This is a genomic window from Thauera carbonicopians (assembly GCF_025699485.1).
Classification (GTDB): Bacteria; Pseudomonadota; Gammaproteobacteria; order Burkholderiales; family Rhodocyclaceae; genus Thauera.
Genome location: NZ_JANUXN010000013.1, coordinates 1 through 16797, shown reverse-complemented (window position 1 = coordinate 16797; position 16797 = coordinate 1). Strand labels below are relative to the sequence as shown.

Here is a 16797-nt window from a genome sequence, read left to right as displayed (position 1 = left end):
GTATGGCGCCTTCGCCGCCTGCAGCTTGCGCTCAGGCACCAAACGGATGGCGACGCAGAATCGTTTCGTCGCGTTCGGGGCCGGTCGAGATCACGTCGATCGGAATCTCGCAGATCTCCTCGATGCGGTGCAGGTAGGCACGCGCCTCCTGCGGCAGCGCATCCCAGCTCTGCGCACCGAAGGTGGTGCCGCTCCAGCCCTTCATGGTTTCGTAGATCGGCTCGCAGCGCGTCACTTCTTCGGAGCCCATCGGCAGCAGGTCGATGCGCTTGCCGTCCAGCATGTAGCCGGTGCACAGCTTCAGCTCTGCCAGGCCGTCGAGGACGTCGAGCTTGGTGATGCACAGCCCGGTGACGCCGTTGATGATGATCGAGCGCTTCAGCGCGGCCAGATCCAGCCAGCCGCAGCGGCGCTTGCGGCCGGTGACGGTGCCGAATTCGCGGCCCTTGGTCGACATCTGCTCGCCGGGCACGCCCTTGGTGTCGATGTCGAGCTCGGTCGGGAAGGGGCCGCCGCCGACGCGGGTGCAATAGGCCTTGGTGATGCCCAGCACGTAGTGCAGGCGGCTCGGGCCGACGCCCGAACCTGCCGCGGCTTGGCCGGCAACACAGTTGCTCGAGGTGACGAAGGGATAGGTGCCGTGGTCGATGTCGAGCAGGGTGCCCTGCGCGCCTTCGAACAGCAGCGAGCCGCCCGACTTGTTGATCGCGTACAGCTCGGCCGAGACGTCCGCCACCATCGGCAGCAGCTCTTCGGCATCGGCCATCGCTTCGTCGAACACCGCCTGGAAATCGACCGCTTCGGCGCCCAGATGCTGGGTCAGGACGAAGTTGTGATACTCGAGGTTGGCCTTGAGCTTGGCGGCGAAGCGCTCGCGGTCGAACAGGTCATAGACGCGCAGCGCGCGGCGGGCGACCTTGTCCTCGTAGGTGGGGCCGATGCCCTTGCCGGTGGTGCCGATCTTGTCGCCGGCGGACTTCGCCGCTTCGCGCGCGCGGTCGAGCGCACTGTGGTAACCGAGGATCAGCGGGCAGCCCGGGCTGATGCGCAGGCGGTCGCGGACCTTGATGCCACCGGCTTCCAGCGTGCGGATTTCCGACAGCAGGTGATGGGCGTCGAGCACCACGCCATTGCCGATGAAGCAGGCCACGCCTTCACGCACGATGCCCGAGGGCACGAGGTTCAGCTTGTATTCGGTCTGGCCGATCACCAGCGTGTGGCCGGCGTTGTGGCCGCCCTGGAAGCGGACGACCCCCTTGGCGTGGTCGGTCAGCCAATCGACGATCTTGCCCTTGCCTTCGTCACCCCACTGGGTGCCGACGACGACGACGTTCTTTGCCATTTTCTACTCTCCCTGTAACGGCACGATCGCCCAGCGACCGTCCCGCCTGACCAGTTGCCGGTCGCAACCGGCCTCGTTCCAAGTTCCTTGATGCCCGGGCAATGCCGTGACGACGATCTCACCGCGCACGCGCAGCGCCGCCACTTCGGCAGCCAGCTCGGCATCGTCGCCCGCCCAGGGCGCCAGCACCGCGCCCGGATGCGCCAGCGGCGCCGGCAGGTGCCACACCAGTTCGCGCAGGTCGAGGCTGAAGCCGACCGCCGGCCGCGCGCGGCCGAAGGCCTCGCCGACGCGGTCGTAACGCCCGCCGAGCGCCAGCGCCGCCGGCGACTCGGCGCCATAGGCGGCAAAGACGATGCCGCTGTGATAGTGATAGCCGCGCAGGTCGGACAGGTCGAAGCTGATCGGCAGATCGGCCAGCGCGCCGGCCAGCTGGCGCAGCTCGTCCAGCAGCGCCGTGATTTCTTCGTCCCGCGGCAGACAGGCCGCAGCACGGTCGAGGACTTCCGGCCCGCCATAGAGACCGGGCAGCGCGAGCAGGGCGGCGCGCACCGGCTCGGCGACATCGGCCAGCATGACCTGCAGCGCCGGCACGTCCTTGGCCTGCAGCAGATCGAACAGCTCTTCCTCGCGCCCCGGCACCAGGCCGGCGCGGGCCGCCAGCGCATGGAACAGGCCGACGTGGCTGATGTCGATGCGCGAAGCCGGCACTTCGGCCAGGCGCATCACTTCGGCCAGCAGGTGCAGGATCTCGACGTCGGCCTCGATGCCGGCGTGGCCGTAGAGCTCGGCACCGAGCTGCAGCGGCTCGCGCGTCGCCGTCAGCGTCGACGGCAGGGTGTGCAGCACGCTGCCGCAGTAGCACAGCCGCGACACGCCGCGGTGATTCAGCAGGTGCGCGTCGATGCGGGTGACCTGCGGCGTCATGTCGGCGCGCACGCCCATGGTCCGCCCCGACAACTGGTCGACGAGCTGGAAGGTGCGCAGCTTGAGGTCCTGCCCCGCCCCGGTGGTCAGCGAGTCGAGATATTCGAGCAGCGGCGGCATCACCAGCTGGTAGCCGCGGACGCGGAAGGCGTCGAGCAGCCGGCGGCGCAGCGTCTCGAGCTGGTGGGCTTCGGACGGCAGCGCGTCCTGGATGTGATCGGGCAATACCCAGCGCATGAGCGTTCAGTTCAGGACGAAAAGGAGCAGCACACCGCCCAGCATCGAGGTCAGTCCGACGAAGCGGATCTGGCCATCGGCCATGCTGGCGAGGCGCAAAAAAGTTTCGCGCCAGGCGGCTGGCGCGACGAAGGGAAGGATGCCTTCGATGATCAGCATCAGCGCGAAGGCGGTCAGCAGGGAGGCGCCCATCAGGCTCTCAATTGCGCGGTGCGCCCCCGATGTCCTTCATGAAGCGGAAGAAATCCGAGCTCGGATCGACCACCATCACGTCATCCTTGCCGGCAAAGCTGGCCCGGTAGGCTTCGAGGCTGCGGTAGAAGGCGTAGAAATCCGGGCTCTTGCCGAAGGCTTCGGCATAGATCGCGGTGGCCTTGGCGTCGCCTTCACCCTGGAGCTGCTGTGCGGTCCGGTAGGCCTCGGCGATGATGACCTCGCGCTGGCGCTCGGCGTCGGCGCGGATCTTCTCGGCTTCGGCGGCACCCTGCGAACGCAGCTCGTTCGCCACCCGGGTACGTTCGGCTTCCATGCGGCGGAACACCGATTCCGACACTTCGTTCGGCAGGTCGACCCGCTTCAGACGCACGTCGACGATCTGCACGCCGATGCTGCGGGCGTCGCGGTCGGCGCGCTCGCGCATCTGGTCCATGATGCGGTCGCGCTCGCCGGACACCACGTCGTGCATGGTGCGGCGGCCGAATTCCTCGCGCAGGCCGGAATTGACCGTCTGCGTCAGCCGGGTGCGCGCACGCGCCTCGTCGCCGGCCACCGACTCGTAGTAGAGCCGCGGATCGACGATGCGCCACTTGACGAAGTGGTCCACCAGCACGTTCATCTTCTCGGAAGTGATGAAGCGCTCGGGCTCGGGCGTGTCCAGGGTCAGGATGCGCTTGTCGAAATAGCGCACGTTCTGGATCAGCGGCAGCTTGAAGTTGAGGCCGGGCTCGGAGATGACCTCCCTGACTTCGCCCAGCTGGAAGACGATCGCATACTGGCGCTGGTCGACGGTGAACAGCGATGCCGAGGCGATCACAATGGCGACCAGAATAATGCCGCCGATCAGAGACAGCTTGTCACGCATCAACGTTCTCCCCGCTCACGGCTGCGCATCAGGTCGCGGCTGTTGCGCGGATCCGATGCCAGCGTGGATGCATTCGATCCGGCCGCCGGCTGGGCGGGCGCGGCTCCCGCAGCCGCCCGCGGCGCTGCGCCGGCCTGCTGCATCAGCTTGTCGAGCGGCAGCATCAGCAGATTGCCGTTGCCCTGCGCATCGATCATCACCTTGGACGTGTTGGACATCACCTGCTGCATGGTCTCGATGTACAGGCGCTCGCGCGTCACGTCGGGCGCACGCTGGTACTCGGCGAACACCTGGTCGAAGCGGCTCGCCTCACCTTCGGCGTTGGCGACGACGCGTTCGCGGTAGGCGTTCGCTTCCTCGATCAGGCGCGACGCGGCACCGCGTGCCCGCGGGATGACGTCGTTGGCGTAGGCCTCGCCTTCGTTCTTCTGCCGCTCGCGGTCCTGGCCGGCCTTCACCGCGTCGTCGAACGCAGCCTGCACCTGCTCCGGCGGCTGGGCGTTCTGCATCGTCACGCGGCTGATCTGGATGCCGGTCTGGTAGCGGTCGAGGATGCGCTGCATCAGCTCGTGCGCGGTCGCGGCGATCTCCTCGCGCCCTTCGTAGAGCACGAAGTCCATGCGGCTCTTGCCGACGATCTCGCGCATCGCGGTTTCGGCCACCTGCGCCACCGACTCGTCCGGATAGCGGTTGTTGAAGATGTAGTTCTCCGGGCTGTTCAGCACGTACTGCACCGCGAACTGGATGTTGATGATGTTCTCGTCGTCGGTCAGCATCAGCGACTCGCGCAGCACCTTGTTGCGCTCGGAGCCGCGGTAGCCCACCTCGACGGTGCGCACGCCGGTCAAGTCGACGATCTCGTGCGATTCGAACGGATACGGCAGGCGCCAGCGCAGACCAGGCTCGGTGGTCTGGACGTACTCGCCCAGCCGCAGCACCACACCGCGCTGGTTGGCATCGACGGTGTAGAAGCCGCTCGCGGCCCACACCACGGCGACGAGCGCGACGAGCGCACCCAGGCCGCCGCCGAACTGCTTGAACGAGAACTCGGGCAGTTGCGGCCTGCCGCCACCACCGCCTCCGCCACCCGACGAGCCGCGGTTCTGCCGCTTGCCGCCGAACATGCCGGACAGGCGCTGGTTGAAGTCGCGCCAGACCTCCTCGAGGTCGGGCGGCCCCTGGTTGCCGCCGCGATTGTCGTTACCGCCGCGATTGTCGTTGCCGCGCCGCCCATCGTCGCGGTCGCGATCATCGTCGCCGCCGCCTTGGCCGCCCCAGCGGGGGTCGTTAAGTGACATGAGAATGCCCGTAATCACGATTGAATAGGAAGCTCTTCCACCGTACCGGATTCCCGGTCGGCATCTTCATGAAAGGCCTGCTGAGCCACTTCCGCGAGCGCTTCGCGAAGCAGATCAAGGCCTTCACCCGTTCTGGCGCTCAAAAAAACGCGCCGAATGTTACCACAGTCACTCCGCTCGACCGCCGGCACGGCATGCGTGAGGTCGATCTTGTTCCAGATCAGCACCTGCGGCACGTCGGCCGCACCGATCTCGGCAAGGACCTCGTTCACCGCGGCGATCTGCGCGTCGCGATCCTCGCTTGCCGAATCGACGACGTGCAGCAGCAGGTCGGCCTGCACCGTTTCCTCGAGTGTCGCGCGGAACGCGGCGACGAGGGCATGGGGCAGGTCGCGGATGAAACCGACGGTGTCCGACAGCACCACGCTCGCTCCGGCCCCCTCGCCGCCGACGTAAAGCCGGCGCGAAGTGGTGTCGAGCGTGGCGAAAAGCTGGTCGGCCGCATAAGCGCCCGCTTTCGTCAGCGCATTGAACAGCGTCGATTTGCCCGCATTGGTGTAACCGACCAAAGAGACAGACAGCACCTCCCGGCGTTCCCGGGCACGGCGGCGAACCTTGCGTTGCCTCTCGATCTGGACCAGGCGCGACTTCAGCATCTTGACCCGGTTGCCGAGCAGGCGGCGGTCGGTCTCGAGCTGCTTCTCGCCGGGGCCGCGCAGGCCGATGCCGCCCTTCTGCCGCTCGAGGTGGGTCCAGCCCCGCACCAGCCGGGTGGACAGGTGCTCGAGCTGAGCCAGTTCGACCTGCAGCTTGCCTTCATGGCTGCGCGCGCGCTGGGCGAAGATGTCGAGGATCAACGCCGTGCGGTCGATGACCATGCACTGCAGTTCGCGTTCGAGGTTGCGCTGCTGACCAGGCGACAGCGCGTGATTGAAGATCACGATGTCGGCCGAATGCGCGCGCAGCGCCTCGCCGATCTCCTGCACTTTGCCGCTGCCGGCGAACAGCTTCGGATCGGGCGCCTGGCGCCGGCCCTGGACCACGGCCTCGATCGATGCGCCCGCGCTGCCGACCAGCAGCTTCAGTTCGGACAGGCGTTCGTCGATGAGTCCCTGGCCGAGGTCGAGCTGGACGAGGACGGCACGCTCTCCCGCTGCAGGACGCTCAAACATGAGCACTCCCGGCAGCCGCACTCCCCCGGCTGCGAACGATGGCTACGATGTTCAGTTGCCTTCTTCCTGCTGCTGGATGACGACCGGACGGGCCGGCACCACGGTGGAGATGGCGTGCTTGTAGACCATCTGGGTGACGGTGTTCTTCAGCAGCACGACGTACTGGTCGAAGGATTCGACCTGGCCCTGCAGCTTGATGCCGTTGACCAGGTAGATCGACACCGGGATGTGCTCCCGGCGCAGCGTGTTCAGGAACGGGTCTTGTAGAAGTTGCCCTTTGTTGCTCATGTATGAACCTCTTTATTTTCTGTTTGTATGAATGTAATGGATTTGATGTTGCACCGCCACATGGCAGTATGCATCGAAACCCGGGTGTGGAAACAGGTTCTTGTCGTCCACGCGCTCAGTCCCGCGCGGCGTACGGATTGTGCGTGGTGCGGAACTGGATGCGCAAGGGCGTGCCCTGCAGCTTGAAGGCTTCCATGAAGCAGCGCTCCAGATAGCGCACGTAGGAGGCGGGAATGGCCTCCAGCGCGGTACCGTGGATCACGATCACCGGCGGGTTCATGCCGCCCTGGTGGGCGTAGCGCATCTTCGGCCGCGACAGGCCATGGCGCGGCGGCGCCTGGCGGGCCACGGCCTGCTGCAGCGTGCGCGTCAGCCGCGGCGTCGCCAGGTTGGAGGTCGCCGCGGCATAAGCGGCATCGACCGACTTCAGCAGGCCGCCGATGCCCTGCGACTTGAGCGCCGAGATCTGGTGGAAGCGGGCGAAGCCCAGAAAGGCCAGCTTGCGCGCGATGTCCAGCTTGAGACGGTCGCGCTGGTAGTCGTCGACCGCATCCCATTTGTTGATGCCGACCACCAGCGCGCGCCCGGCGTCGAGCGCGAAGCCGGCGATGTGCGCATCCTGATCGGAGATGTCCTGCGCAGCGTCGAGCACGAGGACGATCACGTTCGCCTCCTGGATCGCCTGCAGGGTCTTGATCACCGAGAACTTCTCGACCGCCTCGAAGACCTTGCCGCGGCGGCGCAGGCCGGCGGTGTCGATCAGGGTGTAGCGCTTGCCGCCGCGTTCGAACGGAATCGCGATGGCGTCGCGCGTGGTGCCCGGCAGGTCGAAGGCGATCACCCGCTCCTCGCCGAGCAGGGTATTGACCAGGGTCGATTTGCCGACGTTGGGGCGGCCGACGATCGCGACCTTGGGGCCGCTGTCCTCGGCAGCCTCCGCTTCGTCGTCGAGCGGAAACGGCGCCAGCACGATCTCGACGAGCTGCTTGATACCGTCGCCGTGCGCCGCCGACACCGGCAGCGGATCGCCCAGGCCGAGGGCATGGAAATCGGCGGCGACGATCGCGCGGTCCAGGCCTTCGGCCTTGTTGACCACCAGATGCACCGGCCGGCCGGCGCGGCGCAGGCGGGCGGCGATCTGCTCGTCGTGCGGCGTGCGGCCGGCGCGGCCATCGACGAGGAACAGCAGCACGTCGGCTTCGGCGATGGCCTGCTCGGCCTGCCGTGCCATCTCGTGCATGATGCCGTCCTTGGCGACGGGATCGAAGCCGGCGGTATCGACCACCAGGTAGTCGCGCTCCCCCACCCGGCCGACGCCGTAGTGGCGGTCGCGCGTCAGGCCCGGCTGGTCCGCCACCAGGGCGTCGCGCGTGCGCGTGAGGCGATTGAACAGGGTCGACTTGCCGACGTTGGGCCGGCCGACCAGAACGATGGTAGGTTTCACTTCAGAGCGCCCGCCTCAACGCAGTTCGTAGGCCGCGACCGTGCCGTCGCGCCCCTGCACGACGAAACCGCGCCCGAAGGGCCGCGGCGCCGCCGACAAGGGCCCGTCGCCGGCGCGGCTGCGCGCGGCGAAAGCGCCCGTATCGCGATCCAGCGCATGGACATAGCCCTCGACGTCGCCGACGACGATGTGGTCGCCGACGATCAGCGGCCGCGACACCGCGCGCCGCGCCAGCGCATCCTGCTTCCACACGCTGGCGCCGCTATAGACGTCGAGCGCATGCACGGCATCGCGGTCGTCGGTGGCGACGGCAAAGCGCGCATCGCGGTCCATGCCGACGCTGCTGGAAAAGTCGCGCGCCCACAGTGCATTGCCGTTGCTGGTGTCGAAGCAGACCATGCGCCCCTGGTAGGTCACCGCGCACACTTCGCGGCGGCCCGCGACCGGCGTGCCGGCGACGTCGGCAACCCGTTCGAGCTCGGTCGAACCGCGCGGATTCGCCACCGACAGCTCGGTGATCGCACCGCCGTTGACCGAATTGATCACGACCAGCTTGCCGCCCGGGAAGCCGGCGAGCACGACGTTGCCTTCGAGCAGAACGCCCGAGAAGTTGCGCAGCGCCAGCGGCGGATTGGCGCGCTGGTAGATCCAGCGCCGGCTGCCGTCGCGTGCGTTCAATGCGATCAGGCGGTTGTCCGAGGCGCGCAGCACCACCAGTTCGCCATCGACCGCCGGCTGCGCCAGCACCTCGGCGCCGATGTTCGAACGCCAGCGCTCGCTGCCGTCGTTGGCGTCGTAGGCGATCGCGGTGCCGCTCGCGGTCACCACCACGGCGAGGCTGCGGCTGGCGCCGACGCCCGCGGACAGCCGGGTGTCGGCATCCACCCGCCACACCGCGCGGCCGCCTTCGAAGCGGGCGACGTCGCCGTCCTCGCCGGCGGCATAGACGCTGTCGCCGACCACCGCAGGCTCGAACAGATAGGGACCGGATTCACCGATGTCGGTACGCCACAACTGGACCAGCTCGGCGTTCGGCTTGAACTCGGCCAGCGGCGCCGGCTTCGGCTTGTCGCTGGCGAAGGGGTTGAGGGACGAGCAGCCGGCAGCCAGCACGGCTGCAGCGACGAGCGGTACGACACGCAGGGAAGCAAGCTTCATCGGTCAGCCTTCCAGGGATTCGAGTTTCACGCGCACCACTTCGCGCAGGGTCACGGCCTGCTCGCCTTCGCGGGCAAGCGCGTCGATCGCGGCCTGATAGGCATTCCGGGCCTCTGCCGCCTTGCCTTGCGCGGCGAGCACGTCGCCTCGCAGGTCGGCGAAGCGCGCGGCATACGCTTCCACCGGCGCCGCCTGCAGGCGGGCCAGCGCAGCGTCGAGCTCACCCTTCTGCAGCAGCACCGTGGCCAGGCGCAGGCGGGCCAGATCGCGCAGCGCCGGGTCCTGGCCCTTGTCCACCGCCCATTCGAGCTGCGCCTGCGCATTGTCCAGCTCGCCGGCCCTGAACTGGGTGCCTGCCGACAGCAGCGCGCCCAGTTGCGCGTAGGTCGTGCCCGGGTAGTCGCCGATCAGGCGGCCGGCGGCGTCGCGCGCCTGCTGCGCCTCCTGGCCGTCCGCCGCCTTCTGCACGACGTGGTACAGCGCGCCGGCCTCGGCGGCATTGCGGTTCTGGTACCACTGCCAGCCCTGCCAGCCGACCGAGGCTAGCGCCACCAACGCCGCGATCGTCGCCACCAGATTGCCGTACTGCGCCCACCAGGCTTTCAGCTCGGAAATCTGTTCCTGTTCCTCGAGGTCATATACCGCCATCATTCAGCCCCTTCTTCGTCATCACCGCCATACAGCAGTTCCGCCATCGCCTCGGGCAGCGCATCGAGCGCCACGCGCTGCTGCGCCCCCGGGCCGCGCATCGGCTTCAGGCCCACTTCAGCCGCGGCGGCTTCATCTTCGCCGATCACCAGCGCCACCGGCGCGCCGCTGGCATCGGCCTTCTTCATCTGCGACTTGAAGCTGCCGCCGCCGCAATGCAGGATCGCGGCAAAGCCATGCGCACGCAAGGCCTCGGCGGCGCGGAAGGCCAGCCGCGCCGCGGCATCGCCCATATGCACGACGTAGGCATCGACCACCGGCCGCTCGGGCTCGCCGCCGCAATCCTTCCACAGCAGCAGCAGGCGCTCGATGCCGATGGCGAAGCCCGCCGCAGGCTGGGGCTTGCCGCCGAGCTGTTCGACCAGGCCGTCGTAGCGGCCGCCGGCGCAGATCGTACCCTGCGCGCCCAGCCGCGTCGTCACCCACTCGAACACCGTGCGGTTGTAGTAGTCGAGACCGCGCACCAGGCGATGATTGATGCGGAACGGAATGCCGGCATCCTTCAGGAAGAGCTGCACCGCCTCGAAATGCGCCTTCGACTCCTCGCCGAGATAGTCCGCCAGCCTGGGCGCGGCCTCGACGATCGGCTGCAGATCCGGATTCTTGGTGTCGAGGATGCGCAGCGGATTGGTGTACAGGCGCCGCTTGCCGTCCTCGTCCAGCTTGTCCTGGTGCTGCTCCAGGTAGGCGATCAGCGCGGCACGATGCAAGGCACGCTCTTCGGGCGCCCCCAGCGAGTTGATCTCGAGGGCGACATCTTCGAGGCCGAGGTCGTCCCACAGCCGGGCGCACATCAGGATCAGCTCGGCATCGGTCTCGGGGCCGGCGAAACCCAGCGCCTCGACGCCGATCTGGTGGAACTGGCGGTAGCGCCCTTTCTGCGGGCGCTCGTGGCGGAACATCGGGCCGTAGTAGTACAGCCGCTGGGGGCCGCCCGAGGCGACGAGATTGTGCTGGATCGCCGCGCGCACGCAGGAGGCCGTGCCTTCGGGGCGCAGCGTCAGGTGTTCGCCGTTCAGGGCGTCCTCGAAGGAATACATCTCCTTCTCGACGATGTCGGTCACTTCGCCGATCGCACGCTTGAACAGCGGCGTGGGTTCGACGATGGGCATGCGGATCGGGCGATAGCCGTAGCTTTGCAGCCAGTCGCGCACGATGTCTTCGAAGTATTCCCAGGTTTCGGCGTCGTCGGGCAGGATGTCGTTCATCCCGCGCACGGCTTGCAGGGTCTGGCTCATGGGTGCTTGGTCTTGTCGGTGTCGCCCGGAGGCGTTGTCGTTGCTGGCTGGATTTGCGAGATTACCTGACGCCCGGCACGGCCGGGCGCCGCAGGCTCAGGCGCCCTTCTTCACGTAATGGCTGACCACGTAGTCATCGACGATGGCCTTGAATTCGGCGGCGATGTTGTCGCCGCGCAGCGTGACGGCCTTCTGGCCGTCGATATAGACCGGCGCGGCCGGCGATTCGCCGGTGCCGGGCAGCGAAATGCCGATGTTGGCATGCTTGGACTCGCCCGGCCCATTGACCACGCAGCCCATCACCGCCAGCGTCATGTTCTCGACGCCGTCGTACTGGTCCCGCCACACCGGCATCTGCGCCCGCACGTAGTCCTGGATGCCGGACGCCAGTTCCTGGAAAAAGGTGCTGGTGGTGCGGCCGCAGCCCGGGCAGGCCGTGACCATCGGCGTGAACGCGCGCAGGCCCATGGTCTGCAGGATCTCCTGCGCGACCACGACTTCCTGCGTGCGGCTGCCGCCGGGCTCCGGTGTCAGCGAGATGCGGATGGTGTCGCCGATACCTTCCTGCAGCAGCACCGACAGCGCCGCCGTGGAGGCGACGATGCCCTTGCTGCCCATGCCGGCCTCGGTCAGGCCCAGATGCAGCGCATAGTCGCTGCGGCGGGCGAGATCGCGATAGACGCCGATCAGGTCCTGCACGCTCGAGACCTTGGCCGACAGGATGATGCGGTCGCCGGCCAGGCCGTACTCTTCGGCCTTGGCGGCGGATTCGAGCGCCGACACCACCAGCGCCTCGCGCATCACCGCGCCGGCGTCGCTCGGCTCGGCACGGCGGGCGTTCTCGTCCATGATCCGCGCCAGCACCGACTGGTCGAGGCTGCCCCAGTTGACGCCGATCCGCACCGGCTTGTCGTAGCGGCAGGCAAGCTCGACGATGGCGGCGAACTGCGGATCGCGCTTGGCGCCGGTACCGACGTTGCCGGGATTGATGCGGAACTTGGCCAGCGCTTCGGCACAGGCCGGAAAGTCGGTCAGCAGCTTGTGACCGTTGTAGTGGAAGTCGCCGACCAGCGGCACGTCCATGTTCAGCGCCAGCAGGCGGTCGCGGATGTGGGGCACGGCCCTGGCCGCGGCTTCGTTGTTCACCGTGATCCGAACCAGTTCCGAACCGGCCCGCGCCAGTTCGGCGACCTGCATCGCGGTGCCGAGCACGTCCGCGGTATCGGTATTGGTCATGGACTGCACCACCACCGGCGCATCACCGCCGACGCGCACGCGGCCGATCGCCACCTGGCGCGTCGGATGCCGGCCACGCGGTCCGGCAGCGGCTGAGAAAGGCTTATCGTCTTGGATCATGTTGATCGACATCGTTTACTGGACGGTGAGGCGCGCCACCGAAACCTTGGTGTGGGCAGCCAGATCGACCGGCCTGCCATCGAATTCGAGGCTCACGTTGGCCGCATTGCCGACGACGAGCGCGAACGGCGGCTTGCCCTGGACGTTGCGCGTGGCACCGGCACGGTTGATGCCCGAATAGAGGACGCTTCCGCTGGCATCGCGTACTTCGATCCAGGATTCGCCATTGAAGCGGAAGGCGAGCACCCCGTTGCCGGCCGAGGGCACGGGGGCAGGCTCGGCACCGGCCGGGCCCGCTTCGGTTGCGCTGGAATCGGTCTGGGCCACGCTCGCGTCCGCAGCACCTGCGGCTGACGGAGCGGGCTCCGACGGTGCTGCATCGGCGGCCGGAGAGTCGACCGGAACGGCGGCCGCCGGATCGCTGGCCGCCGGAACCTCGCTCGCCGCGGCCGGAGCCGGCTCGGCTGCTGCCGGCGGCATGACGGCCTGCGCTGCCACCGTTGCCGGCGGCGGGGCCGGCTCGACGCGGACGCCGCCCATCATCGGCGCTTCGAGCGTGGTTTCGGCGACCGAGGGCTCGGTCTGGAACCAGTCGAAATACCAGCCGACCAGCACCATCAGCAGCAGCGCCAGCACGATCCAGCCGATCGGTGCGGTGCGCACTTTCGAGCCGCTGCCGTTCGGCATTTCCCCTTCGGCGTTGCGGATCGGCGTCAGATCGACCGCGCCGCCGCCGCTCAGGCGCTGCACCTCATCGAGCAACGGTGCGGGATCGAGCCCGAGGTAGCGCGCATAGTTGCGCATGAAGCCGCGCACGAAGGCCATGCCCGGCAGCGCGGCGAAATCGTCCGACTCCAGCGCCACGACCTGGCGCGGATTCAGCTTCAGCGCGAACGCGACTTCGCTCACCGACTCGCCGCGCCGCTCACGCGCCTGGCGCAGACGGCTGCCGGGAGAGATCGCGGCGGACTCGGCCTCCAGCGTGGCGGAAGCCTGGGATTGAATGCTGCTCACTCGTACTTCCCTTGCGTCATCTTCTGATATTCCTCGGACGAACCGAAGCGGCTCTCGAGCTGCGCGGCATAGCTGGCCTCGGCATCCCGGTTGCCCAGGCGGCGCTCCGTGCGCAGGCCGAGCCAGGCCGAGGCCGCGGTCGGGTTGCTCTGCCGGTGCAGGCGGATCAGGAAGGCACTGGCCTGATCGTAGCGCCCGCCACGATAGGCGATGTCCGCCAGTTGGTACAGCGCCTGGTTGTTCGACGGGTCGGCCTGCACGGCGGCGAGAAATTGGGTTTCGGCCGCAGCAAGGTCACCGAGCCGCAGGTGGCACAGTCCCGCATTGGTGTAGGGACGCGTCGCATGCCGGTAATAGGGATTGCGGGCCGCCTGAGCGAGCCGCTCCAGTCCGCGGGTCTCCTCGTCCTGGGTGCACAGGAACCAGCCGTAGCTGTTGTTGAACTCGGGATCGCCCGGTGCATTGCGCAGCGCCAGCTCGAAATTCTGCCGCGCCAGACCGTTTTCCTCGATCATCATGTAGGCCAGCCCGAGCAGATGGTAGGCAGGCGCATAGCCGGGGCTGTCGTTGAGCGCGATGCGCGCTTCGTCCAGCGCCACGTCGTTGCGCCCGATCTCGAAGTAGGCCATGCCGAGATCGACATGCACGCGGGCACGGGTTTCGGCCGGCGTCGAAGGCGAGATGTCGGACATCGGCCGGCTGACCGCCGGATCGCCCGCCCCCCGCATTCCGGGTGCCGTGGCGCAGCCGGCGGCGAGCGCGGCGGCCAGCAGCATACCGATCAGCGCAAGGTTTTGCTTCATGAACGTTCCTCCGTTGCCTGCTTCAGGCGCACCGTGCGCCGGGTCCGGTCCTGGACCTGGCCGGCAAGCTGGCCACAGGCCGCATCCACGTCGTCGCCGCGCGTCTTGCGCGTGGTGGTGACGATGCCGGCATCGATCAGGATAGCGGCAAAGCGACGGATGCGTTCCGCCGGCGAGCGCAGGAAGCCCGAATTCGGAAAGGGGTTGAACGGAATCAGGTTGAACTTGCACGGCGTGTCGCGCACCAGCGCGACGAGTTCGCGCGCATGGGCCTCGCTGTCGTTGACGCCGTCGAGCATCACGTACTCGAAGGTGACGAAGTCGCGCGGCGCCCGCTCCAGATAGCGCTGGCAGGCGGCCATCAGCTCGCGCAAGGGGTATTTCTGGTTGATCGGCACCAGCTTGTCGCGCAAGGCATCGTTGGAGGCATGCAGCGACACTGCCAGCGCCACCGGGCACTCGTCGCGCAGCCGGTCCATCGCCGGCACGATGCCGGACGTCGATACCGTAACGCGGCGCCGCGACAGGCCATAGGCATGGTCGTCGAGCATCAGGCGCAAGGCGGTGACGACGTTGTCGAAGTTGGCCAGCGGTTCGCCCATGCCCATCATCACCACGTTGCTGATGATGCGGCCGTTGTCCTTCTCGCCGGCTTCGAGGTCCTGCCCCCCGACCTGCCCCTCGTCCCGCGCCGCGCCGAGCAAGGTGTTGGCCAGCCACAGCTGGCCGATGATCTCGGCCGCCGACAGGTTGCGGTTGAAGCCCTGCTTGCCGGTCGAGCAGAACGCGCAGTCGAGCGCGCAGCCGGCCTGCGAGGATACGCACAGCGTGCCGCGGTGGGTTTCAGGAATGAACACGGTCTCGACCGCGTTGGCATTGCCGACGTCGAGCAGCCACTTGCGCGTGCCGTCGGCTGACACCGAATCGCGCACCGGCACCGGCGGCGCGATCACCGCCGACTCCTTGAGCCTGGCGCGCAAGGCCTTGGCGACGTCGGTCATCGCGTCGAAGTCGGCGCAGCCTTCGCGATGCATCCAGCGCATCACCTGGCGGGCGCGGAACGGCTTCTCGCCCAGCCCGGCGAACCAGGCGACGAGACCGTCGACGTCGAAATCGAGCAGATTGACCGGCTTGGATATCGACCGGAATGGCGGCTGGGAAATGCTCATGCCTGAAACTTCAGTCCTGTAATGCAAACGGCCCGACCACGCCGCGCGCGGCGCCGGAGCGCCGCGGCGTGCGCGACGGGCCGTGGGAACGGACCGCTCAGCGCGAGTAAACGTTCATTCCGGGGAAGAAGAAAGCCACTTCCACGGCAGCGGTTTCCGGCGCATCGGAGCCATGCACCGCGTTGGCGTCGATCGAGTCGGCGAAATCGGCGCGGATCGTGCCCTTGTCGGCCTTCTTCGGATCGGTGGCGCCCATCAGCTCGCGGTTCTTGGCAATCGCGTTCTCGCCTTCGAGGCACTGGATCATCACCGGGCCGGAGGTCATGAAGGACACCAGATCCTTGAAGAACGGACGCTCCTTGTGCACGGCGTAGAACTGGCCGGCTTCCTGTTCGGACAGGTGCACCATCCTGGCAGCGATGATCTTCAGCCCGGCGGCTTCGAAGCGGGCATAGATCTGGCCGATGACGTTCTTCGCCACGGCGTCGGGCTTGATGATGGAAAGGGTGCGTTCGATTGCCATGAAAAGCTCCAAGCGGTGTTTGAAAAAAACAGGGAATTTTAGCAGGTTTCCAAGCCGGCTCGGAGACAAGGCTGAACACGGGACATCAGCCGCAGCCGACAGGCCGCCGGCGCGGAACGGCCGAGGCCCTGCCTCGGACTCAGGCGCGCGCGCGCGCCGCCCCGGCGCGATGGCGCAGCCAGCCGATGAACAACGGCATCAGCGACAGCGCGATGATGCCCAGGATGACCAGCGTCAGGTTGTTCTGGATCACCGGCAGATTGCCGAACCAGTAGCCGAGCATCACCAGCGGGCCGACCCACAGCGCAGCGCCGAGCACGTTGAAGGCGACGAAGCGGCGGTAGTCCATCGGCGCCATGCCGGCGACGAAGGGGGCGAAAGTACGGATCAGCGGCATGAAGCGGGCGATGATGATCGTCTTGCCGCCATGGCGCTCGTAGAAAGTGCGGGTGTACTCCAGCGCGCGGCGGTTGAAGAAGCGGCTGTCCGGCCATTGCGAGATGCGCCCGCCGAAATGCCTGCCGATCGAGTAATTGACCGAATCGCCCAGCACCGCGGCAACGAACAGCACGCCGATCAGGATCGCCGGATCCATGCCGCCGCCGGCAGCCAGCGCGCCGGCCACGAACAGCAGCGAATCACCGGGCAGGAAGGGCGTGACGACGAGACCGGTCTCGCAGAACACGATCAGGAACAGGATCGCGTAGATCCAGTTGCCGTATTCGGCCAGCAAGGCGGCAAGGTGGCGGTCGACGTGCAGCAGCAGGTCGACCAGCAGGGCAAGATATTCCATGAGGTTTCCGAGCGGGCGGGGCGCGCGAGATTCTACCCCGAGCACGCGTCCCTGCATGTTGCAGGATGCACGATGAAACACTCGCGGCCGGGGCATGAAAAGCGAAGCCCGGCTCATCGCCGGGCTTCGTCGCTGCTCGCTTGCTGCTTCAGCCGTTTACATCATTCCGAGCGCGGTGGGCAGCCAGGTGGAGATGATGGGCACGTAGGTGACCAGCATCAGGAACACCAGCATCGTCACCAGCCA

17 protein-coding genes are annotated in these 16797 nt (G+C 67.5%); all 17 read right to left on the bottom strand.

Going from position 1 to position 16797, the window contains the following annotated elements; translation table 11 throughout:
* Nucleotides 1-31 precede the first annotated feature (31 nt).
* The 17 genes from NX068_RS15145 to NX068_RS15065 all read right to left on the bottom strand — a co-directional run bounded on the left by NX068_RS15145 (nt 32) and on the right by NX068_RS15065 (nt 16551).
* Entirely contained in the window at nt 32-1342 is a 1311-nt protein-coding gene (locus tag NX068_RS15145) for an adenylosuccinate synthase (RefSeq protein ID WP_263462090.1), read from the bottom strand.
* Nucleotides 1343-1345: 3 nt separating this feature from the next.
* Nucleotides 1346-2506: an ATP phosphoribosyltransferase regulatory subunit gene (locus tag NX068_RS15140; RefSeq protein WP_263462089.1), complete on the bottom strand. Its 1161-nt coding sequence runs from the start codon at nt 2504-2506 to the stop codon at nt 1346-1348.
* 6 nt (nt 2507-2512) lie between these two features.
* On the bottom strand, nt 2513-2698 hold the full coding sequence (locus NX068_RS15135) for a DUF2065 domain-containing protein (protein WP_068636064.1): 186 nt from the start codon (nt 2696-2698) through the stop codon (nt 2513-2515).
* A gap of 7 nt (nt 2699-2705) precedes the next feature.
* Complete coding sequence (gene hflC, locus NX068_RS15130; RefSeq protein ID WP_263462088.1) at nt 2706-3587, bottom strand: protease modulator HflC; 882 nt, start codon at nt 3585-3587, stop codon at nt 2706-2708.
* Entirely contained in the window at nt 3587-4885 is a 1299-nt protein-coding gene (hflK, locus tag NX068_RS15125; protein WP_263462087.1) for an FtsH protease activity modulator HflK, read from the bottom strand. Before hflK ends, hflC begins: the two co-directional genes overlap by 1 nt.
* A 14-nt stretch (nt 4886-4899) precedes the next feature.
* Entirely contained in the window at nt 4900-6057 is a 1158-nt protein-coding gene (hflX, locus tag NX068_RS15120) for a ribosome rescue GTPase HflX (RefSeq protein ID WP_263462086.1), read from the bottom strand.
* A gap of 51 nt (nt 6058-6108) precedes the next feature.
* Nucleotides 6109-6345: an RNA chaperone Hfq gene (gene hfq, locus NX068_RS15115; protein ID WP_004342183.1), complete on the bottom strand. Its 237-nt coding sequence runs from the start codon at nt 6343-6345 to the stop codon at nt 6109-6111.
* Between the two features lie 115 nt (nt 6346-6460).
* Nucleotides 6461-7789, bottom strand: a complete 1329-nt coding sequence (gene der, locus NX068_RS15110; RefSeq protein ID WP_263462085.1) for a ribosome biogenesis GTPase Der — start codon at nt 7787-7789, stop codon at nt 6461-6463.
* A 15-nt stretch (nt 7790-7804) separates the two neighbouring features.
* Nucleotides 7805-8947 carry an outer membrane protein assembly factor BamB gene (bamB, locus tag NX068_RS15105; protein ID WP_263462084.1) on the bottom strand — a complete coding sequence of 381 codons (1143 nt, stop codon included), beginning with the start codon at nt 8945-8947 and terminating at the stop codon, nt 7805-7807.
* A gap of 3 nt (nt 8948-8950) precedes the next feature.
* On the bottom strand, nt 8951-9595 hold the full coding sequence (locus NX068_RS15100) for a YfgM family protein (protein WP_263462177.1): 645 nt from the start codon (nt 9593-9595) through the stop codon (nt 8951-8953).
* Nucleotides 9595-10893 carry a histidine--tRNA ligase gene (gene hisS, locus NX068_RS15095; protein ID WP_263462083.1) on the bottom strand — a complete coding sequence of 433 codons (1299 nt, stop codon included), beginning with the start codon at nt 10891-10893 and terminating at the stop codon, nt 9595-9597. Before hisS ends, NX068_RS15100 begins: the two co-directional genes overlap by 1 nt.
* Before the next feature lie 96 nt (nt 10894-10989).
* Nucleotides 10990-12249, bottom strand: a complete 1260-nt coding sequence (gene ispG, locus NX068_RS15090) for a flavodoxin-dependent (E)-4-hydroxy-3-methylbut-2-enyl-diphosphate synthase (protein ID WP_263462082.1) — start codon at nt 12247-12249, stop codon at nt 10990-10992.
* 15 nt (nt 12250-12264) lie between these two features.
* Nucleotides 12265-13263, bottom strand: a complete 999-nt coding sequence (locus NX068_RS15085) for a RodZ domain-containing protein (RefSeq protein ID WP_263462081.1) — start codon at nt 13261-13263, stop codon at nt 12265-12267.
* Nucleotides 13260-14066 carry a type IV pilus biogenesis/stability protein PilW gene (gene pilW / locus NX068_RS15080; protein WP_263462080.1) on the bottom strand — a complete coding sequence of 269 codons (807 nt, stop codon included), beginning with the start codon at nt 14064-14066 and terminating at the stop codon, nt 13260-13262. The genes NX068_RS15085 and pilW overlap by 4 nt, the downstream gene beginning before the upstream one ends.
* Nucleotides 14063-15235, bottom strand: a complete 1173-nt coding sequence (gene rlmN / locus NX068_RS15075) for a dual-specificity RNA methyltransferase RlmN (RefSeq protein ID WP_263462079.1) — start codon at nt 15233-15235, stop codon at nt 14063-14065. Before rlmN ends, pilW begins: the two co-directional genes overlap by 4 nt.
* 97 nt (nt 15236-15332) lie before the next feature.
* Nucleotides 15333-15758, bottom strand: coding sequence for a nucleoside-diphosphate kinase (ndk, locus tag NX068_RS15070; RefSeq protein WP_263462078.1), 426 nt, complete (start codon nt 15756-15758; stop codon nt 15333-15335).
* Nucleotides 15759-15897: 139 nt separating this feature from the next.
* A complete protein-coding gene (locus NX068_RS15065; protein WP_263462077.1) occupies nt 15898-16551 on the bottom strand; it encodes a DedA family protein in 654 nt (217 codons plus the stop codon).
* Nucleotides 16552-16797: the final 246 nt, after the last annotated feature.